The sequence below is a fragment of the Saccharopolyspora erythraea genome (genome assembly GCF_018141105.1).
In the GTDB taxonomy this organism is placed as follows: Bacteria; Actinomycetota; Actinomycetes; order Mycobacteriales; family Pseudonocardiaceae; genus Saccharopolyspora_D; species Saccharopolyspora_D erythraea_A.
In genome coordinates, this window is sequence record NZ_CP054839.1 from 1,896,214 (window position 1) to 1,922,974 (window position 26,761).

Here is a 26,761-nt window from a genome sequence, read left to right on the forward strand (position 1 = left end):
GGTACCACCTGACGGGTCATCCTCATGGTCGGCCGCGCGTTCGGGGTGCCGCCCCCGGGGCCTTTCGGCGCAACGGCGGCTGCGCCGGACGCCCTCCGCGCCTGGATGAGCACGGAGTGGTCGCAGCTCAGCCGCTCGTGTCCGCCGAAGGCACCGCCTACCAGCCCCGGGTCCTGGTGGTGCGCCTCCGCGCCGAGCGGGTCGCAGGCCCGCTGTCGATCACGTCGGGCGGCGACCCGATGCCAGGCAACAGCCGCGCCGGAGCATCTGGCAGGTCTCGCGGAACTGATCGGAGCCGCGCGCTGACCACCGACCCCTGCCACGGGGCCAACACCCGCGGCCGTTCAGGGGCCCGGCCCTGCTCTGTTCATCCGAACTTTGTGGTGTCCCATCACGGTGATCGATTACGTTCCGACGACCCGTTTGGTTGGAAAATCCCCACCAGGAGGACTCCGTGAACCGACGTCCCACCCGGATCGGCCGATTAGCCCTCGCCGGCGCCGCCGCCGCGGCCGTCTCCGTCTTCCCCGCCGTGACCACCGCGAGCCCGGTCGTCGACGCCGCACCCGCACTCGTCCAGCAGGTCCCCGCCGCGCCGCCCGCCGCGGCCGACCCCGCGGACGGCACTGCCGACGGTGCGGTCGAGTGGTTCAAGTCCAAGCAGGGCAACACCTCATACGAGGGCCTGTGCGAGAAGGCCGTCGAGAACGCCTGGGGGACGACCGGCGTGTGGCCCTCGGCCATCGCGCACTGGCAGGGCGCGGTCAACGCGGGCAAGGCGCACGAGGGCGACACCAACCCGCCGAAGGGCGCCTTCGTCTACTGGAACATCAGCCAGTACGGCCACGTCGGCATCGCCGACGGCAACGGCGGCTTCTACTCCAGCGGCATCGACGGGGCCATCGGCCACCAGGACAGCCTGTCGTACTTCGGCAACTACCTCGGCTGGAGCGACCCGCAGGTCCCGGCCGGGCTGTGAGACCAGGGGTGGGGCCGCTCTAGGGGTCGGCCCCACCCCCGGTCGCCAGACGCGCTCAGTGGCCGTCGCGGGGCACCGCGCTGCCGGATTTGCCGACCAGGAAGTCCAGGTCCGCGCCGTCCGACGCCTGCAGGACGTGGTCGTAGTAGAGCCGCTGGTAGCCGCGCGGATAGGGGTTGTCGGGGTCCTTCCAGTCCGCGCGCCGCCGGACCATCTCCTCCTCGGAGACCTCGAGGTCAAGCGTCCGGTTCGCCACGTCGAGGTGCACGACGTCGCCGGTCCGCACGAACGCCAGCGGCCCGCCCGCTGCCGACTCCGGCGTGACGTGCAGGACGACCGTGCCGTAGGCGGTGCCACTCATCCGGCCGTCGGAGATGCGCACCATGTCGTCGATGCCGCGGTTGAGGATCTTCTTGGGCACCGGCACGTTGGCCACCTCGGGCATGCCCGGGTACCCCTTCGGCCCCGCGTTGCGGATGACCAGCACGGTGTTCTCGTCGACGTCGAGGTCCTCGTCCTCGCACACGGCGTAGTAGTCCTCGGCGCTCTCGAACACCATCGCCGGTCCGCGGTGGTGCAGCAGCCGCGGCGAGGCCGCCGACTGCTTGATCACCGCGCCGCCCGGCGCCAGCGTCCCGCGCAGCACGGCGGTGCCGGTGCCCGCGGCCTGGAACGGCTCGCCGCGCGGGGTGATCACCCTCGGGTCGTGGATCTCGGCGTCGGCGATGTTGTCGGCGACCGTGCGGCCGGTGACGGTCAGCACCGACCCGTCGACCAGCTCGCCGAGCTCCTTCATCACCGCGGGCAGCCCGCCCGCGTAGCAGAAGTCCTCCATCAGGAACTTCCCGCTGGGCATCAGGTTCACCAGGGTCGGCACGTCGCGGGTGTCGGCGTCGAAGTCGTCGACGGTCAGCTCGACCCCGGCCCGCTTGGCGATCGCGATCAGGTGCACCACGGCGTTGGTGGAGCCGCCGATCGCGGCGTTGACCCGGATCGCGTTGCGGAACGCCTCGCGGGTCATCAGGTCCGAGGGCTTGAGGTCCTCCTCGACCATGCCGACGATCCGCCTGCCGACCTGCTGGGCGGTGGCGTAGCGGCGGGCGTCCACGGCGGGCCACGACGCCGCGTAGGGGAACTGCATGCCCAGGCCCTCGACGACGCAGGCCATCGTCGACGCGGTGCCCATGGTCATGCAGTGGCCGTTGGACCGCGACATGCAGCCCTCGATGAAGTAGCACTCCTCCTGGTCGATGCGGCCCGCGACGAGATCCTCCTCGGCCTTCCACACCGCGGTGCCCGAGCCGATGTCGGTGCCCTTGTACTTGCCGTTGAGCATCGGCCCGCCGGTGAGCATCACCGCGGGCAGGTCCACGCTGGCCGCGGCCATCAGCAGCCCCGGCGTGGTCTTGTCGCAGCCGGAGAGCAGCACGACGCCGTCGAGCGGGTTGGCCCGGATCGTCTCCTCGGCCTGCATCGCCAGCAGGTTGCGGTAGAGCATGGTGGTGGGGCGCATCAGGGTCTCGCCGAGCGCCATGTTGGGGAACTCCAGCGGGAAGCCGCCCGCCTGCCATACCCCGCGCTTGACCGCCTCGGCGATGCGCTGCTGGTGGGCGTTGCACGGCGCCAGTTCCGACCACGTGGTGCCGATGCCGATCACCGGCCGCCCGTCGAAGACGTCGTCGCTGTAGCCCTGGTTCTTCAGCCAGGAGCGGGCCGTCATCCCGGCCCTGCCGTGTGCCCCGAACCAGCTCGCACTCCGCCTCGACGTACTCACCGGCGCCACTCCTTCACCGTCGAAAGGGCCTGTGCGACGAACGTAACCAGGTGGCCGCGAACGCGCGCAATAGAACGCCGGAGTGTTCGTGTTTTCGGACGACGACTGGAACGCTGAACGAAAAACCGGGCCCAGCAGCGTTGACCGTCCCGATCTCCCCACCTACTCTGTGTCCCAAATCACGAACTTTGTTCGGTATTTCGTACAGCACCTCAACGGGGAGGTCCGGTGCCCCAAACCAACGACGAGGCCCTGCCCGCGGCGGTGCGACGGGTGATGTGGCGGCTGATGCCGTTCCTGTTCTTCATGTACGTCATCGCGTTCCTGGACCGGGTCAACATCGGGTTCGCCAAGGAGGAGTTCCAGGCACACGCGGGCATCTCCGAAGCCGCCTACGCGTTCGGCGCGGGGCTGTTCTTCATCGGCTACGCGCTGTTCGAGGTGCCCAGCAACCTGATCATGCAGCGGGTGGGCGCCCGCTGGTGGATGTGCCGGATCATGGTCACCTGGGGCCTGATCTCGGCCGCGATGGCGCTGGTCAACAGCGAGACCCTGTTCTACCTGCTGCGGTTTATGCTCGGCGTGGCCGAGGCCGGGTTCTTCCCCGGGGTCATCCTGTTCATCACCCACTGGGTCCCGCACGCCTACCGCGCGCGCTGCAACGCCCTGTTCTACCTGGGAATCCCGCTCGCCTCGGTGCTCGGCGGACCGCTCTCGGGACTGCTGCTGGAGCTCGACGGCGCCGCCGGAATCCTGGGCTGGCAGTGGATGTTCGCGGTCGAGGGGCTCATCGCGTGCGTCGTCGGCGTGTGGGCTTTCTTCTACCTCGACAACAAACCCGCCGACGCGAGGTGGCTGTCGCAGCCGCAGCGCGACGCCCTGCAGTCGGCGGTGGACCTGGAGGCCGAGCGCAAGCGCGAGCACAGCCCGCACCGGCTGCTGACCTCGCTGGTCGACCCGCGCGTGCTCTACTTCAGCCTGGTCTACTTCCTGATCCAGTGCGCCGTCTACGGCATGACCTTCTACCTTCCGACGCAGGTGTCCGCGGCGGTCGGCGGCGAGGTCGGGTTCGCGGTGGGGCTGGTGACCGCGATCCCGTGGACGGTCGCGCTGCTGGCCAACCTCGCGGTGTCCTCGGGCGCGGACCGGGTTTCCCAGCACCGCAAGCGGTTCGTGGCAGCGGCGTGCCTGTGCGCCGGATCAGCCGGCATCGCCGCCTCGGCCTACTTCTCCAGTCCGGTCCTGGCCATCTGCGGCCTCGCGGTCGCCGCCGCCGGCTACATCTCGGTGCAGCCGGTGTTCTGGACCTTCCCCGCCGCCTACCTCACCGGCACCGCCGCCGCGGCGGGCATCGGGCTGATCAACTCGCTGGGAAACCTCGGCGGTTTCGTCGCCCCGGTGGCCAAGAACTGGGTCGAGGAAACCCTTTCCTCCGACTCGGCCGGGCTCTACCTGCTGTCGGCCTGCGGCCTGGCCGCCGCCGCGCTCTTCCTGCTCAGCTCCCGGCTGCCGGCCCCGGCGGCACGCAGCACCGCGCACCCCGCTCCAGAGGAGGCCCGTTGAAGATCCGCCAGGTACGCGCGCTCACCGTGACCGGTGGCGGCGCCGACTACCACGACCAGGCCGAGGACCACTGGATCGACGACCACGTCGCCACCCCGATGGCGAAGTACCCCGAATACCGCGCCAGCAGGCAGGCTTTCGGCATCAACGTGCTCGGCACGCTGGTCGTCGAGGTCGAGGCCGAGGACGGCACCGTCGGCGTCGGGGTGACCACGGCGGGCGAGCCGGGCGCCTACATCGTGGAGAAGCACCTGGCGCGGTTCGTGGAGGGCGCGTCGGTCACCGACGTCGAGAAGATCTGGGACCAGATGTTCAACGCGACCCTCTACTACGGGCGCAAGGGCCTGGTGCTCAACGCGATCAGCGCGGTGGACCTCGCCCTCTACGACCTGCTCGGCAAGATCCGCCAAGAGCCCGTGTACGCGCTGCTCGGCGGCCCAGTGCGTGACGAGTTGCAGTGCTACGCCACCACGGGCCGCCCCGACGTGGCCAAGGAACTCGGGTTCCTGGGCGGGAAGATGACGCTCCAGCACGGACCCGCCGAGGGCGTCGAAGGACTGCACGCCAACATCGAGCGGCTGCGCACCATGCGCGAGCGGGTCGGGCCCGACTTCTGGCTGATGTTCGACTGCTGGATGGCGCTGGACGTCGAGTACGCCACCAGGCTGGCCCACGCCGCCGCCGAGTACGACCTGAAGTGGCTGGAGGAGGCGCTGATCCCCGACGACTACTGGGGATACGGCGAGCTGCGCAGGCGGATGCCGTCGACGATGCTGATGACCACCGGCGAGCACGAGCACACCCGCTACGGCTTCCGGCTGCTGCTGGAGATGGGCCGCCCCGACATCATCCAGCCCGACGTCAACTGGTGCGGCGGGATCACCGAGCTGCTCAAGATCTCCGCGCTGGCCGACGCCCACGGCGCGATGGTGGTCCCGCACGGATCGAGCGTGTACTCCTACCACTTCGTCATCACCAGGCACAACAGCCCGTTCACCGAGTTCCTGATGATGCATCCGCGGGCGACCGAGGTGGTGCCGATGTTCTCGCCGCTACTGCTCGACGAGCCAGTGCCGGTCGGCGGCCGCCTGCGGCTGCCGGAGACACCGGGCTTCGGGGTGCGGCTCAACCCGGAGGTCGAGCTGCGCCGCCCCTACGACCACGACTGAGCGCCTGCGTTCGGTGCGGCGCAGCCGCTCGGCCGGCCCGGCTGGTCAGCGCCGCATCGTGCCCTCGTCGAGGTAGCGCTGGTGCCACGACAGCGCCTCGGCGAGCAGGTGCGGGGTGTGGCCGCCGAAGGACGACCGCAGCGCGCGTTCGTGGTAGTCGCGCAGCGCGGGCCGGAAGTCCGGGTGCGCGCACCTGTCGATGACCAGCTGCGCCCGCCTGCGCGGTGACAGCCCGCGCAGGTCGGCGAGCCCCTGCTCGGTGACGATGACGTCGACGTCGTGCTCGGTGTGGTCGACGTGCGAGACCATCGGCACGATCGCCGAGATCGCCCCGCCCTTGGCCACCGACGGGGTCACGAAGACCGACACGTAGGCGTTGCGGGCGAAGTCGCCGGAACCGCCGATGCCGTTCTGCATCCGGCTGCCCATCAGGTGCGTCGAGTTGATGTTGCCGTGGATGTCGGCCTCGACCACGCCGTTCATCGCCAGACAGCCCAGCCGTCGCACGAGTTCGGGGTGGTTGCTGATCTCCTGCGGCCGCAGCACGATCCGGTCGCGGTAGGCGGCGGCGTCCCGGTTGAACCGGTCCACGGCCGCCGGGCTCAGCGAGAACGCGGTGGCCGACGCGGTCAGCAGCTTGCCGGAGTCGATCAGCTCCAGCATCCCGTCCTGGATCACCTCGGTGTAGGCGGTCAGCCCCTCGAACGGCCCCTCCCGCAGCCCGGCGAGGACGGCGTTGGCCACGTTGCCGACCCCGGACTGCAACGGCAGCAGGCTCCGCGGCAGCCTGCCTGCGGCGACCTCCAGGTCGAGGAAGTCCAGCACGTGCCCGGCGATGGCCCGCGAGACGCCGTCGGGCGGGGTGAAGACCGTGTTGCGGTCCGGCGAGTCGGTCCGCACGACCGCGACGACCTTCTCCGGCGGGCACTCCAGGTACGGCGAGCCGATGCGGTCGGCCGGGTGCGTCAGCGGGATCGGAGTGCGCCGCGGCGGCAGCGCGGTGCCGTGGTAGATGTCGTGCATGCCTTCGAGGTGCTCGCTCTGCCACGAGTTGACCTCGAGGATCACCTTGTCGGCGCGCTCGATCCAGGTCTTGTTGTTGCCCACCGAGGACGACGGGACCAGTCGGCCGTCCTCGGTGATCCCGCTGACCTCCACGACCGCGACGTCCAGATCGCCGAAGAAGCCCTGCCACACCCGCTGCGCGACGTGCGAGAGGTGGATGTCGGTGTAGTCCATCGCACCGGAGTTGATCTTCTCGCGGCTGACCGGGTCGGACTGGTAGGGCATCCGCAGGTCGATCCCGTCGGCCGCGGCCAGGACCCCGTCCAGCTCCGGAGCCGTCGACGCGCCCGTCCACAGGCCGACCTTGCCGGGCTGTCCCGCGGCGGCCTCGGCGGCCAGCCGCTTGGCCAGCGCACCGGGCACCTCCTTGGGATATCCGGCACCGGTGAATCCGCTCATGCCGATGTTGGTGCCCGGCTCGATCATGGCGGCGGCCTCCTGCGCCTCGACCACCTTGTTCGCAAGAGCCCGGTTCCGGATCCGCATCGATCCTCCCTTTCGCTTCCACGTCCGCACGGCCGAAGGCGACCCGCCGGAGTTCGGCCCGAGATGTGACGCGGATCGTAGAAGCGGAACCGAGCGGAAATAACCGTGACGCGCACTACAAATCGCGTCCGTCTCGTCGTCGGCCGGGAACTCGGCGCCGATCGGCGGAAGTCCGCACAAGGCCCCGAACTGCGTGAAAGCCGGAGCTGGACATCGGATTCGCGGCTCGGCCGCACAAGATCGCCACCCGTGATCCGGTGCACTTCCCGGTTCGCACCGCGACACCGGCGATTGCGCTGCGAACACCGGGCCCGCCGAGCGGAACCGGCTTGGAAACCCGTTCGTGCCAGTGCCCGGAATCCGGTGATCGGCCTGGTCAGCAGCCCTCGGCCGGCGGCTCCGCCGAGGATGCGGCACAGGCCCGGACATCGCGGGAGGAACGGCGGCGCACTTGATTCGCCGGGCGATTCACCTAACGTCAGCGATGCGCCGATCGCAGCGACGACGCGGCGGCCGGAAAACCCGGCCACGGCGCGGGAGCTCCCCTTTTCGCATTCGATCTCGAGCAATTCGAGGAAACGGAGCATGAGCCAGAACGTCCGAGTCCGCTCGCGCGGAACGCAGAACCCGACCGCCTCCACCCACTCCCTCGACCTGCGGCACCAGGTCTTCGGGGACAACCCGCTGGAAGTCCGCGAGACCGGCCATTACACCCACGAGTACGTCGGCGGCATCGTCGACCGGTGGGACGAGCTGATCGACTGGGACAAGCGCGCCGACGGCGAGGGCCGCTTCTTCATCGAGCAGCTGCGCTCGCGCGGCGTGCGCACGGTCCTGGACGCCGCGACCGGCACCGGTTTCCACTCGGTCCGGCTGCTGGACGCGGGATTCGACACCACCAGCGCCGACGGCAGCCCGCAGATGCTGGCCAGGGCGTTCCGCAACGGCATCGAACACGGCGGGCACGTGCTGCGCACGGTCAACAGCGACTGGCGCTGGCTCACCCGCGACGTGCAGGGCCCGTTCGACGCGGTCATCTGCCTCGGCAACTCCTTCACGCACCTGTTCTCCGAGCACGACCGGCGCAAGGCGCTGGCGGAGTTCTACGCGCTGCTCAAGCACGACGGCGTGCTGGTCATCGACCAGCGCAACTACGACGCCATCCTCGACGGCGAGTCCTCCAGCGGCCGCACCTACTACTACTGCGGTGCACGCGTCTCGGCCCGTCCCGACCACGCCGACGAGGGGCTGGCGCGCTACAGATACACCTTCCCCGGCGGTGACGAGTTCTTCCTGAACATGTACCCGCTGCGCAAGGACTACCTGCGCGGGCTGCTCCGCGACACCGGCTTCCAGCGGATCGACACCTACGGCGACTTCCAGGAGACCTACGCCGACGCCGAGCCGGACTTCTTCGTCCACGTCGCGGAAAAGCGCTACCTCGAGGAGTCCGAACCGACCAGCGGCGCCTGACGACAGACACCCCGCCATCACGGCGCCGCCACCGCCGGTGGGCCCACTGCTCCGGGCCCACCGGCCTCCGCCGTCCTGTTCAGCTTCCCCGCGCGGGCTTGAGCCGCAGGTCCGCCTCGACGCGGGCCGCCGTGGTGACCAGCGGCGGCACCACCTCGTTGCGGACCACCTCCTCCGTGGCGCCGCGGGCGTCGAGCGAGACGTTGACCGCCGCGACCACCCGGCCATCGGCTCCCCGGACGGGTGCCGCGACGCCGCGCAGCCCCGGCTCCAGCTCGTCGTCGGAGATCACGAACCCCTGCCTGCGCACCTTCGCCAGCTCGGCCAGCAGGCCCTCCCGGGTGGTGATGGTGTGCGGGGTGATCCTGCCGAGCTCCATCGCCCGCAGCCGCGCATCCAGGTGCTCCGGCGGCATGGCCGCCAGCAGCACCTTGCCCATCGACGTGGCGTGCGCGGGGAAGCGGGTGCCCACCGGGATCGACACCGACAGCAGCTTCGGCCCCGGCACCTGCGCGACGTAGCGGACCTCGTCGCCGTCGAGCACCCCCACCGCCGTCATCTCCCGCAGCTCACCGGTGAGCCTGCGCAGGTGCGGCTCGGCGATCTGCGGCAACGACCGGCTCGACAGGTAGGCGTAGCCGAACTCCAGCACCTGCGGCGTCAGCGCGTACTGCCTGCCGTCGTGGTGGACGTAGCCGAGGTCGATGAGCGTGAGCAGCAGCCGCCGGGCGCCCGCCCGGTCGAGGCCGCTGGCCTCGGCCACCTCCGTCAGCGTCATCTCCGGCCGGTCCGGCGCGAACGCCCGCAGCACCGCCAGCGTGCGCTCGGCCGCCCGCACGAAGTGCGCACCACGAACCGCTGCCACCACGCCTCCCGGTCGACTCGCGGGCAACGCGTCGATGCTAGTTCGCCGCGACCCGGCCCGGCGCGCTCATCTGGCCTGGAGCGTCTGCACCGGAGCGGGCTCCTTCGACAGCGGGATCTGGTAGCGCTGGGTCAGGAACGACGCGATGTCGTGGAACAGCGGAGCCGCCGACTTCCCGCGCGCCGGGTCGTCGAGCATCAGCCCCACCACGAACCGCGGGTCGTCGGCCGGGACTATCCCGGCGAAGGTGCTCCAGTACTCCGACTGGCTGTAGCAGCCGCAGGACTTGTCGATCTTCTGCGCGGTGCCCGTCTTGCCCGCTATCTGGTAGCCCTCCAGCGCCGCCTCCGGCGCGGTGCCGCGCTGCTGCGGAGCGTCCTGCACGACCGAGCGCAGCATGTCCCTGACCGTGTGCGCGGTCTCCGGGCTGACCACCCGCACCGGCTCCGGCGCGGGACGCGCCACGTGCGTGCCGTCCGGGCGGATCTCGGCCGAGATCATCCTCGGCGGCACGCGGACACCGTCGTTGGCGATCGCCTGGTACATCCCGGCCATCTGCAGAACCGTCATCGAAAGGCCCTGCCCGATCGGCAGGTTGCCGAACGTGCTGCCGGACCACTGGTTGCGCGGCGGCACCAGGCCCGGGCTCTCACCGGGCAGCTCGACGCCGGTCTTGCGGCCGACGCCGAACTTCTGAACCAGCTCGCTGAAGCGGTCCTCGCCCAGCTTCTGGGCCATCATCAGCGTGCCGACGTTGGAGGACTTGCCGAGCACGCCGGTGAAGGTCAGCGGCAGCACCCCGTGCGGCCAGGCGTCGCCGATCACCGCGTCGGCCACCTTGATGCTGCCGGGCACCTGCAGCACGTCCTGCGGCGTCACCAGGCCGTGCTCGATCGCGCCCGCCGCGGTGATCACCTTGTTCACCGAGCCGGGTTCGAACGGCGTGGTGACCGCCGGGTTCGCCACGCCCTGCGGCGACCACGTCGCTGGTTCGCTCGCCGGGTCGAACGTCTTGTCGTTGGCCAGCGCGTAGACCTCACCCGTCTTGGCGTCCAGCACGACCGCGCTGCCGCCCTTGGCCCCGGACTCGGTGACGTAGCGGGACAGCTCGCGCTGGACCATGAACTGCAGGTCCGAGTCGATGGTCAGGGCCACGTCCGAGCCGGGTGTCGGCGGCTCCAGCTCGCGCTCGGTGCCGGGGATGACCAGGTCGCTGCCCATCGCGGTGTCGGCGACCTTGACCCCGTCGCGGCCGGCGAGCGTGGTGTTCAGCGAGTGCTCCAGGCCGAGCAGGCCCCGGACCCTGCCGTCGTCCATCGACCAGCGGGCGGCGCCGATGATGTTGGCGGCCACGTCGTCGGCGGGGTACTCGCGCACGGCGCGGTGCTCGGCGCCGATCTCGGGGAACTCCTCGGTGATCGTCCGCGCGGTCGCGACGTCGACCAGCGGACCGAAGTACCTGAACTTCACGGGCATCGACAGGACGTCGTAGACCTCCTGCTCCGGCAGCCGGTCACCGACCTTGGCGTGGATGAACCGGGCGATCTCCCGCTTGTACTGCTCGGCCGTGGGCTTGCCCGGGTCCTTGGCGTGCGCCTCGTCCTTGGTCCTGGTGAGGTCGCTGGGGTTGGCGTAGAGCTGCTTGGCCTCGCTGTTGAAGGCCAGTACGTTGCCGCTGCGGTCGAGGAAGGACCCCCGCTCGGCGGGGGCGTTGTCCCTGGTGATCCGCTGCCGCTCCGACTTCTCCGACAACGCGTTGGCTTGGAAGCCCTGCACCCACACCAGCCTGCCCGCGGTCATCACCAGCGCGATGACCAGCAGGATCCTGCCCACCACCAGCCGCCGGTCGCTGCCGGCGACGTCGATGCGGGCCGTGCGGCGGCCGCGCCGCGCCGCCCTGCGGACCATCAGCGCCCCTCCACCGCCGGAACCAGCGCTGCCTGCCGACGCGGGTCGTGCCCGGCCTGCTCCGGTGGGGCCGCCGGCGGCTCGCCGGCCTGCGGCGGGGCGGGCGGCGCCTGGACCGGCGGCGGGGCCGGGGCCTCGGCGGCCTGCGGATCACCGACCACGCTGACCGTGCCGTCCGGGTTCGTCACCAGGTGCGCGGCCTGCGGAGCGGGCACCAGGCCCTCGGCGGCCGCGGCGCGTTGCAGCGCCGGCGTGGAGTTGCGCGCGTTGACGTCGAGCATCAGCCGTTCCTTCTGCTCGTTCAGCGCGGTGAGCTCGGCCTCGCCCTGCTGGAGCCGGTAGGAGCCGCTGACCGCCGCGATCGACAGCCACAGCGTCGCCACCAGGCCGGTCGCCAGCAGCGACATCGAGACCACCACCAGGGGCAGCCGGGACCCCGCGACCCGCTCCGGGAGCATCGCCGCGGGAAGCGCCACCCGGCGCGGGCGGCGCTGCTCGGTGGACTGGCGCTGCCTGGTCGGCCGCCGCTCCGGGGCCTCGCGCAGCGAGCGCTCGCGCCGCGCCTCGCGGCGGGCGTAGGCGCGCTCGGCCGCCGCCGACCGGGTCCGCTTGCCCCCGGCCGGCTGCTTGGTCTTGGCCGACTGCTCGCGCTCGGTGGTACTGGCGCGCGAAGCGGTCGTCCTGCTCCGTGCCGGTGCTGTCATACCGCCTCCTTGATCCGCTCCGCGGCCCGCAGCCGCACCGAAGCGGCCCTGGGGTTGGCCGCCGTCTCCGCATCCGATGCCAGTTCCGCTCCCCTGGTGAGCAGCCGGATCTCCGGGCCGTGGCCCGGCAGCTCCACCGGCAGGTCCACCGGGGTCTTCGATTTCGCCCGCTCGGCGAAGGTCCGCTTGACCATCCGGTCCTCCAGGGAGTGGTAGGACATCACGACCATCCGGCCGCCCACCGCCAGCGAGTCCAGCGCCGCGGGCAGCGCGCGCCCGAGCACCTCCAGCTCGGCGTTGACCTCGATGCGCAGCGCCTGGAAGGTCCGCTTGGCCGGGTGCCCGCCGGTGCGCCTGCTGGCCGCCGGGACCGCGTCGTAGAGCAGCTCGACCAGCCGCCCACTGCGGTCGAACGGGGCCTTTGCCCGCTCCCGCACGATCGCCGCGGCGATCCGGGCGGCGAACTTCTCCTCGCCGTAGTCGCGCAGCACCCGGGTCAGCTCGGCCGCCGAGTAGGTGTTGAGCACGTCCGCCGCGGTGCGGGGCGCACCGGAGTCCATCCGCATGTCCAGCGGAGCGTCGTGGGCGTAGGCGAACCCGCGGTCGGTCTCGTCGAGCTGCAGCGACGAGACGCCGAGGTCGAACAGTGCACCGTCGACCTTGGACAGGCCCAGCCCGGCCAACGCCTCGGTCCACTCGTCGTAGACCGCGTGCACCAGGTGCACCCGGTCGGAGTGGGGCGCCAGCCGTTCACCGGCCAGCCGCAGCGCCTCGGGGTCGCGGTCGAGCCCGACCAGGGTCAGCTCCGGGTGCGCCGCCAGCAGCGCCTCGGAGTGCCCGCCCATGCCCAGCGTCGCGTCGACGACCACCGCGGGCCCCTTCGACAGCGCCGGGGCGAGCAGTTCGAGAGTGCGTTCCAGCATGACCGGGACGTGCCGGTCCCGCGCGGAACCGCCGTCGTTCGCACGCCGCTGTCGCTCATCGGCCATGGCGGTCCCTCCCTCCCGCTAGCCTTGTCCGCCGCACGACGCCCGCGGTGCCCCACGCGCGAGCGCGGGGCCCGCGCTCGGCCGCACCGCCGAAGTCCCGTCGTACGAGGTGTTCCCCCAGAGACCGGGTTCCGTCAGGTCCCCGCCCGCCCGTCGCGTCCTGATGCCGGGGAAGGTGCACCAGGCGTGCGATAGCCGAGCGGACCGAGGCCTCACGACACCCGATCGCGAGTACTTCCACGTTCGCCTGCCAACTGCCTAGAAGACCCCGGGCAGCACCTCCTCCCGGGCCTGCGCGTAGTCCTCCTCGTGCTCGTCGAGGTAGGTCTGCCAGCGCTCGGCGTTCCAGATCTCCAGCCTGTTGATCGCGCCGATGACCACGCAGTCCTTGGTGAGGCCCGCGTAGCGGCGCAGCTCGGCGGCGACCGAGATCCGGCCCTGGCCGTCGGGCTGCTGCTCGTCGGTACCTGCGAACAGGTAGCGCTGGTAGGCGCGGACGGACTCGTTGGTGAACGGGGCTTCGGCGACCTTCCTGGCCATCTGCTCGAACTCGGCGCGCGGGAAGACATAGAGGCAGTGGTCCTGTCCCTTGGTGACCATCAACCCCCCTGCCAGTGCTTCCCGGAACTTCGCGGGCAACGTCAGCCGCCCCTTGTCGTCGAGCTTGGGGTGGTGGGTACCGAGGAACATCGGCGGCCACCTCCCCTGGGCCACCGGCGACCGACGGTCCCGAATCCCCTACGCCGGGATCGGCGCGCTCACCCACCGGTGACGCGCACTCGGCCACCGGCCCGCGGTACCGCTGCCGCCCGTCCGGTCCGGGGACCGGCTCGCCCCCGGAGGGAGCGGACGACGTCGACCTCGTCACCTCGGCGACGCCGGAACCGGCCGCTGGACAACGGCGACCCCCGGCGATCTCCTGCTGACGACGGTCCTGCGCGGACCACTCGTGCCAACTGCCCGGTGCCCACCGACCTGGAGGGCGACCGCTGCGGCCGTCCCGCCGCGGCACCGACTGCTCCGCCGCACCGGGCTGCCACAACCCCGACTGCTCTGCCAACTGCCCTGCTACTGCGTTCGCCGCCACTGCCGCCGCGTGTCGCGGCCTGCTGCTGCGCCCGGCGAAAGCGGGACCCCCGTTCGCCCCACCGTCAACCACACTACCCCACTTCGCTCCACCGTCAACACGAATCGCACCGGTCCGACACGGAAGCCTGACGATGTTTGCGCAGGTAGCGCCGGTGGGGAGCGAGGTGGGGGAAACGGCGCGCCCGACGATGATCACAGCCCGCACCCGGGCCGCTATGCTCGGCGCCCGCCGCCGGCGGGGCCACGCCGTGGGGCGGAGTGGGGAGGATCCCGCTCACGCCCGGCTACGGAAGGCCACTCCGGTTTGGCACACTGCATGGGCACGCTGACGTAGGGCGAGATGATCGAGAAGTCGTTCAGGGGTGGCAGCACGAGCCCGGCGTGCGCTCGCCCGACGCCTGAGGAGACAGCACGGCCGCGTCGCCGCGGACACCCGGGAGAGCACCTGGAGGTTGCGTGACGTCCAAGATCCACACATCCGGCACCGCGGTGACCGGGGACGGTGCCGCCGAGGCCGGTGGCGGGCCCCGGTACGGCGGCGGCCAGGGATCCAACGGAGACCGCGGTCGCGCGCAGCCGGGCACCGTGGACGTCGACGCGCTGCACAGCACCATCCAGCGGATCGCCGCCAACGTCGAGCAGGTGCTCGTCGGCAAGCCCGAGGTCGTCCGGATCGCGCTGGTGACGCTGCTGGCAGAGGGGCACCTGCTGGTCGAGGACGTGCCGGGCGTCGGCAAGACCTCGCTGGCCAAGGCGCTCGCCCGCTCCATCGACTGCACCGTCAGCCGCATCCAGTTCACGCCGGACCTGCTGCCCAGCGACATCACCGGCGTCTCCATCTTCAACCGCCAGCGCGAGAGCTTCGAGTTCCGCGCGGGCCCGGTGTTCGCCAACATCGTCGTCGGCGACGAGATCAACCGCGCCTCCCCCAAGACCCAGTCCGCGCTGCTGGAGTGCATGGAGGAGAACCAGGTCACCGTCGACGGCGAGACCTACCCGCTGCGCGCCCCGTTCATGGTGATCGCCACCCAGAACCCCATCGAGATGGAGGGCACCTACGCCCTGCCCGAGGCGCAGCGCGACCGGTTCACCGCCCGGGTCTCCATCGGCTACCCCGACGCGCAGGCCGAGCTGGCGATGGTCGACGAGCACACGGGGCACGAGCCGCTGCGCGAGCTGCGGCCGGTCACCGACAGCGCGCAGGTGCAGTCGCTGGTGCAGACCGTGCGCGCCGTGCACGTCAGCACCGAGCTGCGCCGCTACGTCGTCGAACTGGTGACCGCCACCCGGCACCTGCCCGAGCTGCGGCTGGGCGCGTCGCCGCGGTCGACCCTCCAGCTCGTGCGCGCCGCCCGCGCGCAGGCGGCGCTGTCCGGACGCGACTTCGTGGTCCCCGACGACGTCCAGGCCGTGGCCGTGCCGGTGCTGGCGCACCGCCTGGTGCTCACCAGCGAGGCCCGCGCCACCCGGCGTTCGGCCTCCGACCTGGTCCGCCAGCTGCTGACCCGCATCTCCGTGCCGCGCGGTGACGGTGGCGGGCGGCGCTAGCCATGCTCTCCGGCCTGACGATCCGGGGCCGATGCCTGCTGGCCGCGGGCGTGGCCGCCGGCGTGTGCTCGCTCATCCTCGACGAGCGCGACCTGCTGCGGGTCTCGGCGTTCGTCGCCGCCCTGCCGCTGCTGGCGCTGCTCCTGGCGGGCCGCTCGCGCTTCGGACTGGCGGCCCGCCGCGAGGTCCTGCCGATGCGGGTCCCGGTCGGGTCGCAGGCGCTGGTGCGGCTGCACATCACCGGCACCGGCCGGCTGCCCGTCGGCGGGCTCCAGCTCGAGGACGGCACCCCGCACGCGCTCGGCGGCCGTCCGCGGTTCCGGCTGTCCGACGTTCCCCGCCGGGGCGGCACGGTCCTGGAGTACGACGTGCAGCCGTCGCTGCGGGGCGTGCACCAGATCGGCCCTCTGCGCACGCGCATAGGCGACCCGTTCGGGCTGTCGGAGTTCGAGCGCGAGCTGGCCGGGCGCAGCCGGGTGGTCGCGGTGCCCAGGGTGGTGCCGTTGGGCGGGCTGCCCGCCGGCTCCGGGCTGGGTACCGGTGAGGACGGCACGACCCGGTTGCGCGCCGGGCACGGCGACGACGACTCGATGGTCCGCCAGTACCGGCACGGTGACGACATGCGGCGCGTGCACTGGAAGACCACCGCGCGCCGCGACGAGCTGATGGTGCGGGCCGAGGAGCGCCCGTGGCAGGGCGGCACGACGGTGCTGCTGGACCGGCGTACGGCCGCTCACCGCGGCACCGGCGCTCGGTCCAGCATCGAGTGGGCGGTCTCGGCCGCGGCCAGCATCAGCCTGCACCTGAACCGGCACGGCAGGCAGGTCCGGCTGGTCACCGAGGACGGCCGCCAGCTCGCAGGCGGTTCCGGTCCCGCGGACGGCGGGCACGACGAGGCGGTGCTGGACTCGCTGGCCGCGCTGCGCGCGTCGACCCAGCGCGACCTGGTGTGCGGTCGCGACCCGGGCAACGGCCAGGAGCTGGTCGCGGTGCTCGGCGAGACCACGACGGCCGCGGTCGCCGAACTGACCCGGCTGCGCCCGCAGGAGGCCAGGAGCCTCGCGCTGCTGCTGGACGTCCGGGCCTGGAGCGGGCAGCCCTCCGACGGCGGCTTCGACCCGCAGGTGACGGCCCGCAGGCTGCGCGCGGCGGGATGGACGGTGGTGATCGTCGGCGGTCCCCGCACCTCCACCGCCGAGGCGTGGGGCAAGCTCTGCCGGGAGAGCGACGGGACCGCGGGAACAGGGGTGGCGTCGTGAGCGCTGGAACCGGAGGTGGCATGAGCGCCGGAACCGGCCGGGCGGTCGACACCTCCACCGTCTCGTCGGCCGCGGCGGCGGTGTCGGTCGCGCTCGCCTCCACCGCCTTCTCCGGGGTGATCGCCGACGCGCGCTGGGTGGTCCCCGCGCTGCTGACCATCGGGCTCGTCGCCGGGACGGGCGTCTTCGGCCGGACGATGCGCTGGTGGCCCCCGCTGGTGGTGGCCGTGCAGGGGCTGGCCCTGACGACCGCCCTGACCGCGCTGTTCACCAACCAGGCGTTGTTGGGCTTCCTGCCTGGCCCGGCCGCGCTGGGCGAGCTGTCCGAGGAGCTGACCCGCGCGCTGGACCTGGTGCGCGAGGGCGTGCCGCCGGTTCCCGCCGAGACGGCGTTGCAGGCGCTGGTCTGCCTGGGGCTGGGCCTGGTCGCGATGCTCGTCGACATCATCGCGGTGGCGTTGCAGGCGCCCGCGGTGGCCGGGCTGGTCCTGCTGTGCGTCTACGCCATCCCCGCTTCGCTGGCCGACGACATGCTGCCGTGGTGGAGCTTCGTGGGCGGCGCGCTGGCGTTCGCGCTGCTGCTGGCCTCCGGCGGCCACCACCAGCGCTGGCAGCGGCGGGAGAGCCGCGACGCGGTCGCCGGCAACATCTTCGGCCGCACGACCAGCGCGGTCGCCGGTGCCTCCGTGGTGATCGCGCTGCTCACCGGGACGGTGTTCACCGGCGTCGGCACCGAGGGCAGGCTGCCCGGCGCGGGCACCACCGGCTTCGGCACCTCCAGCGGCGGCGTCGGCCTGCAGCCGTTCACCTCGCTGCGCGGACAGCTCGACCGCAGCCGCACCATCGACCTGTTCCGCGTTCGCGGCCTGAACCGGGAGACCTACCTGCGGGCGATGACGCTGCGCAAGTTCGACCCGGGCAACGGCTGGAAGATGGACGGCCTCACCCAGGGAGTGGACGCCACCCAGCCGCTGCCGCTGCCGGACGGCACCGACATCTCCACCGGCACCCCGATGCGGGTGGACATCGAACCGCTGGGCTACCGCGACCCCTGGCTGCCGGTCTTCGGCACCCCCGAGGCCGTGTCGGGGATGGGGCCGGACTGGCGCTACGACCCGGCCGCCGGGATCGTGTTCACCCAGACCCGGCAGCAGAGCAGGCCCTACACCGAGCAGCTCACGCTCTCCTCCCCCACCCCGCAGCAGCTGCGCGGCGCCAACGGACCGGTGCGGATCGACCCCGCCTACCTGGACACCACGGGCATCCCGCCCGAGGTCACCGACCTGGCCAGGCGGCTCACCGCCGGCCAGCCGACCGACTTCGACAAGGTCACCGCGCTCAACCGGTTCTTCACCGACCCGTCCAACGGCTTCTCCTACGAGCTGGAGACCGCGCCCCCGTCGGGCAGCAACGCGCTGTCGGACTTCCTGTTCCGCGGCAAGCGGGGCTACTGCGAGCAGTTCGCGTCGTCGATGGCGGTGCTGCTGCGGGCGGCGGGCATCCCCTCGCGGGTCGCGGTCGGCTTCACCGCCGGCTACCAGGACGGCGACTCCCGCGTGATCAGCACCGACGACGCGCACGCCTGGGTGGAGGCCTACTTCCCGGGCTGGGGCTGGACGACCTTCGACCCGACGCCGCTGGACGACGGCCGGACGTCGCTGCCGGACTACCTGAACCGCGAACCGGCGCCCGGACAGGCCCTGCCACCGCCGCCTGGTGTGTCGACGCCGCCGACGCCTACACCCCCAGGTCAGCAGCCGCAGCCGGGCGTGGTGGACGGCGGCGAGCGCAACGCCGTGCAGCAGCCGGGCCGCACCGACACCGGCGGCGGGCCGTGGCTGACGTTGCTGCTGGTCGTGCTGGTGGCGCTGGTGATCGTCGCGTGTCCCGCCGCGCTGCGCGAGGCTCGCAGGCGGCTGCGGCTGCGGACGGTCGCCGAAGGCGGCCCCGGCTCGGCCGGAGCGGCGTGGCGGGAGCTGCTCGACGAGTTCTGGGACCGCGGAACGCGGCCGGAGGCCGCCCGGACGGTCCGGCACAGCGCCAACGCGCTCATCGACGGCCACGCGCTCGACGCGGAGGGTTCCCGCGCCGTACGGGCGCTCGTGGGCGCCGTGGAGCGGGAGTGGTACGCACCGTCGGGCCGCGAACCGGACCCGGCCGTTGCCGAGTTCCTGCGCGAAGCGGTGGCTGCCCTCCACCGGAGCGCTCCGCTGAGCTGGCGGGACCGCCTGCTGCCGCGCTCGGTGCTGCGCCGGTAGGACCGGCTCAGTGCCGGTTCCGGTGCCCTTGGTGTTCGGCATCGGACACCGCCGCCGTGATGTCCGGCATCAGCCGCTGTTCAGGACACCGCACGCAGGACAACACGCCGTCGAAGAGCCGCCCCATGGCACCGGCGGACGGCTGGCACCCGCGTGTGCAACCTCACCCAGACATGAAGTGATCGCCGACCGATATCCGGACGGCGATCACGCACACCAAAGGTTGGGTTGCTATTGCTCGAAGCGCTTGCGGAAGCGCTCCTCCATCCGCCTCGCGAGGGAGCTGCGACCGCGGCTCTCGGGCTTCTTCCGGCCACCGCCGGACTTCCCGCCGCCGTCCTCCGCCTCCGGCTCGCTGTCCTCCCCGCCACCACCACGCATGGCAGACCAGACCATCAATGTTCCGCCGAACATCACGAGGAAGCCGACCACGCTCACCACAGGGATATCGGCCGCCCTGACCGGTATCACCACGCCGAGCACCAGCAGGATCAACCCCAGCGCGAACACGGCGATGCCCTGCAGGCGACGACGCCTGGACGGGCGGTGCAGCCGTCCTCCGCGCACGCTGGAGGCGAACTTGGGATCCTCGGCGTAGAGCGCGCGCTCGATCTGATCGAGCAGTCGCTGCTCGTGCTCGGAGAGTGGCATGGCTCCTCCTCCGGCACAGTGTCTCAGTGGCGCCGGAGACCCGAGAGGGATTCGGACCCTCCGGGCGGGGACCCGGCGAACGCTTGGGGGCGTCACCCACGAGGATACGGTTCCGGCGACGCGACGACTACCCGGTCCCCGCACGAGTGCGCGGCGAGTTGCCTACATCATCCCGTCGGGGCAGTGCCCTCGGGCGATCTTGGCAGCGCCAGGTCCGGAATACCCTTCACCGCCCGGCCGCGCAAGCCCGGCGCGGCGAGCCGCCGGGCTCCGCCCGCCGCGTCCCGCCGACGTGGCCAACGTCGTCAGCCGCCGACGCGGCCGATCGCGTGCAGCCGGGTGGCGATGTCGCGCAGCGGCGGCCGGGCGGCGGCGACCCGCTCCAGCTCCGCCAGCGACTCCGCGGCTCCGGTGGTGCTCTCCAGCACCGATCCCGGGACGATGTCGCTGAGCACGCCCTGGCCCTGGATCAGCTCGACGTCCATGCCCGCCTCGCGCATGACCCGCTCGACGCTCTCGCTGTCGAACCGGCGTTGCAGCGTGTCGGCGGTGCAGTCGCCCAGCCTGCCGTCGGGGTCCTGGAACAGCTTCAGCGCCTCGGTGACCCGGCCGGTCAGCGCCCGCGCCAGCACCGCCGCGTGCCGGTTGGCGACCAGCACCGACACCGCGCCGCCGGGCGCGGTGGCCGCCGCCATCTCGCGCAGCGCCGAGGCCACGTCGTCGACGACCTCCAGCAGCCCGTGCCCGAGCACCAGGTCGGCGCCACCCTCGGGACTGACCGCGTGCAGCGCGTCGGTGTCGCCCTGCAACGGGGTGATCCGGTCGGCCACCCCGGCGTCGGCCGCCCGGCGCTGCAACGTGGCGAGTGCGTTGGGGCTGGGGTCCACGACGGTCACGGCGCAGCCCGCGGAGGCCAGTGGGACCGCCCACACGCCGCTGCCGCCACCGACGTCGAGCACCCGCGGCGGCTGACCGCCCCGCCGCTTCCGAGCTTGGGCGAGTTCGGCTTCCAGCACCCGGTGGACCGCGTCGGATCTCATGAGCGCCAAGCGTAATAGCGGGTCACGCGGGCTGTTCACGTGGCGTGCGGTCACGGATTGACGAGCAGGACACGAGATCACCCGGCAGTTCCGTAGGCTACGGGCGTGCATACGGTGGCAGTGCTGAGTCTCAAGGGTGGCGTGGGCAAGACGACCGTGGTGCTCGGCCTCGCTTCGGCGGCCATGCGCCGAGGGGTTCGAACCCTGGTCGTGGACCTGGATCCGCAGTGCAACGCGACCGCATGCCTGGAGCCGGACGCGACCGACAAGGAGCTCGGCGACGTGCTGGCCGACCCGCGCCCGGAGGTGCTGAGCGCGGCGGTCGCGCCCAGCGCGTGGGGCGAGGAGGTCGACGTCCTGGTCGGCTCCGAGGACGGCGAGCTGCACAACGGCCACCACCCCGACGAGGAGCACCTCTCCAAGCTGACCACGGCGTTGTCCCGGCTGGACGAGCTGATCGCCGACGGCGAGCTGCCCTACCAGCTGGTGCTGCTGGACTGCCCGCCGTCGCTGGGCAGGCTGACCCGGTCCGCGCTGGTCGCGGCCGACCGGGCGATGCTGGTCACCGAGCCGACGATCTTCGCCGTCTCCGGAGTCCAGCGCGCCTTCGAGGCGGTGCAGGCCGAACGGGAGGCGAACAACCCGCGGTTGCAGCCCCTGGGCGTGGTGGTCAACCGGGTCCGGCCGCGGTCGCACGAGCACCAGTACCGCATCGAGGAGCTCCGGGAGATCTTCGGCCCGCTGGTGATGCCGGTGGCGCTGCCCGACCGGCTCGCCGTGCAGCAGGCGCAGGGCGCCTGCATGCCGATCCACCAGTGGGGCACGCCGGGCGCGCGCGAGGTCGCGCTGGCGTTCAACCTGCTGCTGGCGCGCACGCTGCGGGCGGGCCGGGTCGACCGCAGCGCGGAGCTGGATGACTTCGACGACGAGGAGTTCGAGGAAGCCGCCGAATGACCGGCCCCGGTTCGCCGCGCAGAGGCGCCTTCCGGCATGAACAGGTGCGAGCATGGACGGATCGGGCACCGCGGGTGTCCCGCGGGGGCTGAAGCCGGCGCTGGAAGGGCGGTGAGCCTGCTCTGCCGGAGGGCGACACGGTCTTCCTGGCCTGCCACCGGTTGCACGAGGCGCTGGCGGGCGAGGTGCTGGTGCGCGGCGAGCTCCGGCATCCCAGGCTGGCCGAGGTCGACCTGGCGGGCCGCACCGTGCGCGAGGTCCGCCCCGCGGGCAAGCACCTGCTGATCCGGTTCGACGGCGACCGCACGCTGCACAGCCACCTGCGGATGGACGGCGCCTGGCACGTCTACTCCCCCGGTGCGCGGTGGCGCCGTCCCGGTCACCAGGCACGGGCGATCCTGGCGACGGAGCAGCGCAGCGCCGTCGGCTTCAACCTGCACGACCTGCACCTGCTGCGGACCGGCGACGAGCACCGGCTGGTCGGTCACCTCGGTCCCGACCTGCTGTCACCGGACTGGGACGAGCCCGCCGCGCTGGAGGCGGTGCGGCGGCTGACCGCCGACCCCGACCGCGAGATAGGGCTGGCCCTGCTGGACCAGAGCGTGGTCGCAGGTGTCGGGAACCTCTACAAGACCGAGGTCTGCTTCCTGCTCGGCAGCACCCCGTGGACCCCGGTGTCCGAAGTGGACGCGGCCGAGGCCGTCCGGCTGTCCCGCGAGCTGCTGCTGCGCAACGCCTGGCACCCGGAGCAGTCCACGACCGGCGACGAGCGGCGCGGGCGGACCCACTGGGTCTACGGGCGCCGGACGTGCCTGCGATGCGGCGGCGCGGTCCGGCGAGGCGTGCAGGGGCACGGCATCGAGGAACGCGTGGCCTACCACTGCCCGAACTGCCAGCGCGGGGCTCAGGACGAGCGGCGGGCGTCGGCCAGACGGCGCAGCAGCGGGTAGAGCAGGACGATCCCCACCGAGCCCCAGACCACACCGGTGATCCGCAGCGCCCCGATCGAGAGCGTGAGGTTGCCGACCCCGGCGATGATCGCGGTGCCCAGCACCGCGACGTTGACCGGATCGGCGAAGTCGACCCTGGCGTCCAGCCAGATCCGCACGCCGACCATCGCGAGCATGCCGAACAGCACCAGCGTGGCGCCGCCGAGCACGCCCAGCGGGATGGTGTTGATCAGCGCCGCGAGCTTCGGGCTGAACGACAGCACCACCGACGCCCCGGCGGCGACCACGCACGCCGCCGTCGAGTAGACCCTGGTCGCGGCCATGACCCCGACGTTGGCGGCGTAGCTGCTCAGCGCCGAACCGCCCGCCGAGCCCGACAGCGTGGTGGCCAGCCCGCCGCCGATCAGCGCGTCCCCGACGCTGCCGTCGAGGTTGCGGCCGGTCAGCGCGGCGACCGCCTTGAGGTGCCCGACGTGCTCGGCGACCAGCACGATCACCAACGGCAGCACGTAGGGCATGACCGACAGGTGCACCTGCGGGGCGATCAGGTCGGGCGGTCCGAACCACGGCGCGTCGCGCAGCCCGGCCAGCCGCGCTTCGTCGAGCTGGAAGGTCACCGCCGCGTACGCCCAGCCGACCAGCACGCCCAGCAGCACCGATGCCCTGGCGAGCAGGCCGCGGCTGGCCACCGTCGCCAGCACCACCGTGCCCAGCGTCAGCGCCGCCGCGACCGGGTGCTTGTCCACCGACTCGACCGACTGCGGGGCCAGGCTCAGTCCGATCATCAGCACGATCGCGCCGGTGACGATCGGCGGCATCGCGGACTCCAGCAGGCGGACGCCGAGCGCCTTGACCGCCACGCCGACGGCCGTCACGACCAGTCCGACGACCATGATCCCGCCGAGCAGCGCGGCCGGACCGGCACCGCCGGTCTCCGACGCGACGACCAGCGGCACCACGAACGCCGCGGAGGCACCCAGATAGCTCGGGATGCGGTTTCGGGTGACGACGACGAACAGGAGCGTGCCCACACCGGAGAGCAGCAGGGTGGTGGTGACCGGGAAGCCGGTGAGCAGCGGGACAAGCGTCGTCATGCCGAACATGGCGAGCAGGTGCTGGACGCCGAGGCCGATGGTGAGGGGCCAGCTCAGGCGTTCCTCGGAGGTGACGACGGCGTCGCCCAGCAAGTGTCGACCGTTGCCGTGCACGGTCCACAACGCCACGTCGTTCCTCTCCCGACTTCCCCGCTCAGACGGAGATGGTGCCACGGTATGTAGTGACAACGGGAAGATTACTATTTCGCATCACACAATCAAGGAGTGCCGGACCCGAACAGATGAAATTAGAACTACCTGCTGTAACGCAGGTGGTCCGGCGTGTCGCCCGGATGCCTCGCGAAGTCAGCCGGACGTGCTGGTCATCCGTCCGGCGGGCGGCCTGCGGCCGACGGGAGCGGCCCCAGCTCCCCCAAGCAGTGTGCCTCCGGTCGCCTGTGCGGGTGGCAGCAGCGTCCACATGGCGGCAACCAGACGTCGGCGCAGCCGGCCCGGCGAAGCGCCTCAGGCCGCCGAGTGTTCAGGCCGCCCCGCGCCCCATGGCCGCCGAGAATGCGGGCCCGCGAGAGCCCCTAGCTGCCCGCGCTCCACGAACGCCGAGGGTCCAGGTCGCCGAGCATCCAGGTCCCGGCGCCACATGGCCGTGGAAGTCCGGGCCACCGAGTGCCGGGGCTGCGGTGTCCGCACGGGCCGTGGGCCCGCAGGGCAGGTGATCTGGGTGCCCACGGCGGCCCGCCGCCGCGGTCAGCTGTACTGGCCCGGTTCCTGGTTGCGCGACCGGCGCGGCTCGGCCACATCCGTTTCGACCCGCGGGGCAGATCCGTCGACGTGGGAGGCCGGGCTGTCGAATCGAGAGGCCTGGCCGTCGGCGCGCGGGCCTGCGCCGGAAAGCTCCTGCAACGCCGCGGCGAGGCCGACGAGGCGGTCGGTGGCGTCCTGGATCAGGTACTTCTGCTCGGGTGCGCCGCTGGCCGCGACGGCACGACCAGCCGCGGCGACCAGCCCGCAGTAGGTGTCGATGCCCTCGTCGAGTTCGGCGCGCAGCTTGCGCACGTCCTCCTCCAGCGCGGCCCGGTCGGAGGGTGGCGCGTGCTGGATGGCCGCCTCCACCGCCTGCAACCGCGCCGCGACCTGGCGCAGGGCGGTGGCGGTCTGGCCGGCCGTGGCACGGGCGTCGACGGCCTCGCTGCCGGTTCCGCTGGCGGTGAGCTGAGTCAGCGCCTCGTGGAGGCTCTGCTCGGCATCGCGCAACCGCCGCATGGGCTCCCTGGCCTGCGATCCGGCAGGCGGCAGCTCAACCGGGTCGGGCGCGGCCTCCGGCAGTGGCATCCGCTTGAGCCTGCGGTACTTCACGCCCGCGCCGATCGTGGCGGCGCCGGAGGCCACGGCCAGCCCGCCCAGCCCGAACACGGCGCCCTGCTGGGCGACCTCGCCGAGGGAGCCGACCGCGGCCCACATCGCATCCATGGCGAATGAGGCGTAGGAACCGGCTCCCAGGACGCCGGTGGTGACCGCGCTGCCGACGGTGGTGCGCTTCGCGCGCCTGCGCTGCCGGAGCAGGCGGGCGCGGGGATCACGCCACTGCGCGATCTTGCGACGCACGTTGGTCAGCACCGGGCCGCGAAGCTGCTCGATCGCGGCTTCGCCCCATTGCGTGAGCTCCTGCCTGCTCGGCCTGGCTCCTGATCCCAACTGAACCGCCCCAGTCCGCCGTCCTGCCCGAACTTCCCGCGCCAGCCGCGCGACCGGTGGCCGCTCAGGCCTGGCCGGTCTGCGGGTTCTGCTGCTGTTGCTGCTGGGTGGCCGGCTCCGCGGCGTTCTGCCCGCCGGTCACCTGCTGCTGGCCACCACCGGTGACCTGCTGCTGGCCGCCGCCCATGGACGCCCGGATCTGGGCGAGCCTGCTGGCGCCCGCGGCGTCGATGGAGGCCTGCTGGACCTCCATCATCCGGCCCTGGACGCTGTTCTGCGCCAGCTCCGCCTCGCCGAGGGCGGTGGTGTAGCGGCGCTCGATCTTGTCCCGGACCTCCTCCAGCGAGGGGGTGTTGCCGGGAGCGGCGACCTCGGTCATCTGGCGCAGCGACGAGGAGACCTGCTCCTGCATCTTGGCCTGCTCCAGCTGGCTGAGCAGCTTGGTCCGCTCGGCGATCTTCTGCTGCAGCACCTGGGCGTTGCGCTCCACGGCCTGCTTGGCCTGTTCGGCGGCTCCCAGCGACTGGTCGTGCAGCGTCTTGAGGTCCTCGACGCCCTGCTCGGCCGTCACCAGCTGGCTCGCGAGCTGGGTCGCGGTCTCCTCGTACTTCTGGGCCTTGACCTCGTCGCCCTCGGTCCGCGCCTGGTCGGCCATGACCAGCGCCTGCCGGGCCGAGGCCTGCAGCTTCTCGACCTCGCCGAGCTGGCGGTTGAGCTTCATCTCCAGCTGGCGCTGGTTGCCGATCACCGAGGCGGCCTGCTGGGAGAGCGCCTGGTGCTGCCGCTGCGCTTCCTCGATGGCCTGCTGGATCTGCACCTTCGGGTCGGCGTGCTCGTCGACCTTCGACGAGAACGACGCCATCAGGTACTTCCAAGCCTTCACGAACGGGTTGGCCATCTCCTCCGCCTGCCTTCTCTCATGCTCGGCTGCCCACGAGGCACAACGCCCCAGCGTGCCCACTGGTTCCATCGTGTCAGGTCGCTGTGTGCGCTTCCACCAGACCGGGGAGATCTCCGGAATTTTCCCCGAGTCGCAACCCAACAGCGACAAGATCGAACCAGGCCGACCGCCGACACCGGCACCCGGGCCACCCTGACCAGCCCGAAAGAGTGACATCGCCTACAAATCACCACGGGGCGAACAAGCCCCGAGAGCCCAACCCAGGCACGCCCGAGCCCAACAGGCACCCGACCGCCAAAGCCCCCACGAGCCGAACCCACGCGCCCCACGAGCCCAACCGGCACCCGCCGACCAAGGCCCCACCAGCCAAACCCAGGCGCGCCATCAAG

Annotated in this window: 21 protein-coding genes; 9 read left to right on the top strand and 12 right to left on the bottom strand. The window is 72.0% G+C overall.

The window, feature by feature from the left end; all coding sequences use genetic code 11:
• The first annotated feature begins 454 nt into the window (after positions 1 to 454).
• Positions 455 to 979, top strand: coding sequence for a CHAP domain-containing protein (locus tag HUO13_RS08755; protein WP_211900921.1), 525 nt, complete (start codon positions 455 to 457; stop codon positions 977 to 979).
• A gap of 55 nt (positions 980 to 1,034) precedes the next feature.
• Here the strand turns inward: HUO13_RS08755 and HUO13_RS08760 are convergent, their stop codons facing one another.
• Complete coding sequence (locus HUO13_RS08760; protein WP_211900922.1) at positions 1,035 to 2,753, bottom strand: IlvD/Edd family dehydratase; 1,719 nt, start codon at positions 2,751 to 2,753, stop codon at positions 1,035 to 1,037.
• 228 nt (positions 2,754 to 2,981) lie between these two features.
• Here HUO13_RS08760 and HUO13_RS08765 point away from each other — a divergent pair, with 228 nt between their 5' ends.
• Both HUO13_RS08765 and rhmD read left to right on the top strand, forming a co-directional pair.
• On the top strand, positions 2,982 to 4,316 hold the full coding sequence (locus HUO13_RS08765) for an MFS transporter (RefSeq protein ID WP_211900923.1): 1,335 nt from the start codon (positions 2,982 to 2,984) through the stop codon (positions 4,314 to 4,316).
• The gene (gene rhmD, locus HUO13_RS08770; RefSeq protein WP_211900924.1) at positions 4,313 to 5,485 is read left to right on the top strand and encodes an L-rhamnonate dehydratase; all 1,173 of its coding nucleotides are present in this window, start codon (positions 4,313 to 4,315) and stop codon (positions 5,483 to 5,485) included. The genes HUO13_RS08765 and rhmD overlap by 4 nt, the downstream gene beginning before the upstream one ends.
• Before the next feature lie 45 nt (positions 5,486 to 5,530).
• Here the strand turns inward: rhmD and HUO13_RS08775 are convergent, their stop codons facing one another.
• Entirely contained in the window at positions 5,531 to 7,036 is a 1,506-nt protein-coding gene (locus HUO13_RS08775; RefSeq protein ID WP_211900925.1) for an acetyl-CoA hydrolase/transferase family protein, read from the bottom strand.
• 585 nt (positions 7,037 to 7,621) lie between these two features.
• On the opposite strand from HUO13_RS08775, the gene HUO13_RS08780 reads away from it, so the two are divergent.
• Positions 7,622 to 8,509: a class I SAM-dependent methyltransferase gene (locus HUO13_RS08780; RefSeq protein WP_211900926.1), complete on the top strand. Its 888-nt coding sequence runs from the start codon at positions 7,622 to 7,624 to the stop codon at positions 8,507 to 8,509.
• A gap of 79 nt (positions 8,510 to 8,588) precedes the next feature.
• On the opposite strand, the gene HUO13_RS08785 is transcribed toward HUO13_RS08780, so the two are convergent.
• The 5 genes from HUO13_RS08785 to mraZ form a co-directional block, all read right to left on the bottom strand.
• Positions 8,589 to 9,377 (bottom strand): IclR family transcriptional regulator domain-containing protein, encoded by a 789-nt coding sequence (locus tag HUO13_RS08785; protein WP_211902756.1) that lies wholly within the window; start codon positions 9,375 to 9,377, stop codon positions 8,589 to 8,591.
• A 63-nt stretch (positions 9,378 to 9,440) separates the two neighbouring features.
• Positions 9,441 to 11,282, bottom strand: coding sequence for a peptidoglycan D,D-transpeptidase FtsI family protein (locus tag HUO13_RS08790; RefSeq protein WP_211900927.1), 1,842 nt, complete (start codon positions 11,280 to 11,282; stop codon positions 9,441 to 9,443).
• Entirely contained in the window at positions 11,282 to 11,986 is a 705-nt protein-coding gene (locus HUO13_RS08795; protein WP_211900928.1) for a hypothetical protein, read from the bottom strand. The genes HUO13_RS08790 and HUO13_RS08795 overlap by 1 nt, the downstream gene beginning before the upstream one ends.
• Positions 11,983 to 12,975: a 16S rRNA (cytosine(1402)-N(4))-methyltransferase RsmH gene (rsmH, locus tag HUO13_RS08800; RefSeq protein WP_211900929.1), complete on the bottom strand. Its 993-nt coding sequence runs from the start codon at positions 12,973 to 12,975 to the stop codon at positions 11,983 to 11,985. Before rsmH ends, HUO13_RS08795 begins: the two co-directional genes overlap by 4 nt.
• 258 nt (positions 12,976 to 13,233) lie before the next feature.
• Positions 13,234 to 13,665 carry a division/cell wall cluster transcriptional repressor MraZ gene (mraZ, locus tag HUO13_RS08805; protein WP_211900930.1) on the bottom strand — a complete coding sequence of 144 codons (432 nt, stop codon included), beginning with the start codon at positions 13,663 to 13,665 and terminating at the stop codon, positions 13,234 to 13,236.
• A gap of 855 nt (positions 13,666 to 14,520) precedes the next feature.
• Here mraZ and HUO13_RS08810 point away from each other — a divergent pair.
• Genes HUO13_RS08810 through HUO13_RS08820 form a run of 3 tightly spaced genes read left to right on the top strand, consistent with a single transcriptional unit; the run spans position 14,521 to position 19,129 of the window.
• Positions 14,521 to 15,612, top strand: a complete 1,092-nt coding sequence (locus HUO13_RS08810) for an AAA family ATPase (protein WP_211900931.1) — start codon at positions 14,521 to 14,523, stop codon at positions 15,610 to 15,612.
• 2 nt (positions 15,613 to 15,614) lie between these two features.
• Positions 15,615 to 16,871, top strand: a complete 1,257-nt coding sequence (locus HUO13_RS08815; RefSeq protein WP_211900932.1) for a DUF58 domain-containing protein — start codon at positions 15,615 to 15,617, stop codon at positions 16,869 to 16,871.
• A gap of 20 nt (positions 16,872 to 16,891) precedes the next feature.
• On the top strand, positions 16,892 to 19,129 hold the full coding sequence (locus HUO13_RS08820; protein WP_211900933.1) for a transglutaminase TgpA family protein: 2,238 nt from the start codon (positions 16,892 to 16,894) through the stop codon (positions 19,127 to 19,129).
• 231 nt (positions 19,130 to 19,360) lie between these two features.
• Here HUO13_RS08820 and HUO13_RS08825 read toward each other — a convergent pair whose 3' ends face one another.
• Entirely contained in the window at positions 19,361 to 19,780 is a 420-nt protein-coding gene (locus HUO13_RS08825; protein WP_211900934.1) for a DUF3040 domain-containing protein, read from the bottom strand.
• Positions 19,781 to 20,085: 305 nt separating this feature from the next.
• Complete coding sequence (locus tag HUO13_RS08830) at positions 20,086 to 20,820, bottom strand: class I SAM-dependent methyltransferase (RefSeq protein ID WP_211900935.1); 735 nt, start codon at positions 20,818 to 20,820, stop codon at positions 20,086 to 20,088.
• A 105-nt stretch (positions 20,821 to 20,925) separates the two neighbouring features.
• Between HUO13_RS08830 and HUO13_RS08835 the strand changes: the two genes are divergently transcribed.
• Positions 20,926 to 21,774 (top strand): ParA family protein, encoded by an 849-nt coding sequence (locus HUO13_RS08835; RefSeq protein ID WP_211900936.1) that lies wholly within the window; start codon positions 20,926 to 20,928, stop codon positions 21,772 to 21,774.
• 122 nt (positions 21,775 to 21,896) lie between these two features.
• Positions 21,897 to 22,724: a DNA-formamidopyrimidine glycosylase family protein gene (locus HUO13_RS08840; protein ID WP_211902757.1), complete on the top strand. Its 828-nt coding sequence runs from the start codon at positions 21,897 to 21,899 to the stop codon at positions 22,722 to 22,724.
• Here HUO13_RS08840 and HUO13_RS08845 read toward each other — a convergent pair.
• The 3 genes from HUO13_RS08845 to HUO13_RS08855 all read right to left on the bottom strand — a co-directional run bounded on the left by HUO13_RS08845 (position 22,679) and on the right by HUO13_RS08855 (position 26,369).
• Positions 22,679 to 23,947 (bottom strand): uracil-xanthine permease family protein, encoded by a 1,269-nt coding sequence (locus HUO13_RS08845; RefSeq protein ID WP_211900937.1) that lies wholly within the window; start codon positions 23,945 to 23,947, stop codon positions 22,679 to 22,681. The two genes, HUO13_RS08840 and HUO13_RS08845, sit on opposite strands and share 46 nt — an antisense overlap.
• A 576-nt stretch (positions 23,948 to 24,523) precedes the next feature.
• Entirely contained in the window at positions 24,524 to 25,471 is a 948-nt protein-coding gene (gene pspM, locus HUO13_RS08850; protein WP_211900938.1) for a phage shock envelope stress response protein PspM, read from the bottom strand.
• Between the two features lie 64 nt (positions 25,472 to 25,535).
• Positions 25,536 to 26,369, bottom strand: a complete 834-nt coding sequence (locus tag HUO13_RS08855) for a PspA/IM30 family protein (RefSeq protein ID WP_211900939.1) — start codon at positions 26,367 to 26,369, stop codon at positions 25,536 to 25,538.
• Positions 26,370 to 26,761 lie beyond the last annotated feature (392 nt).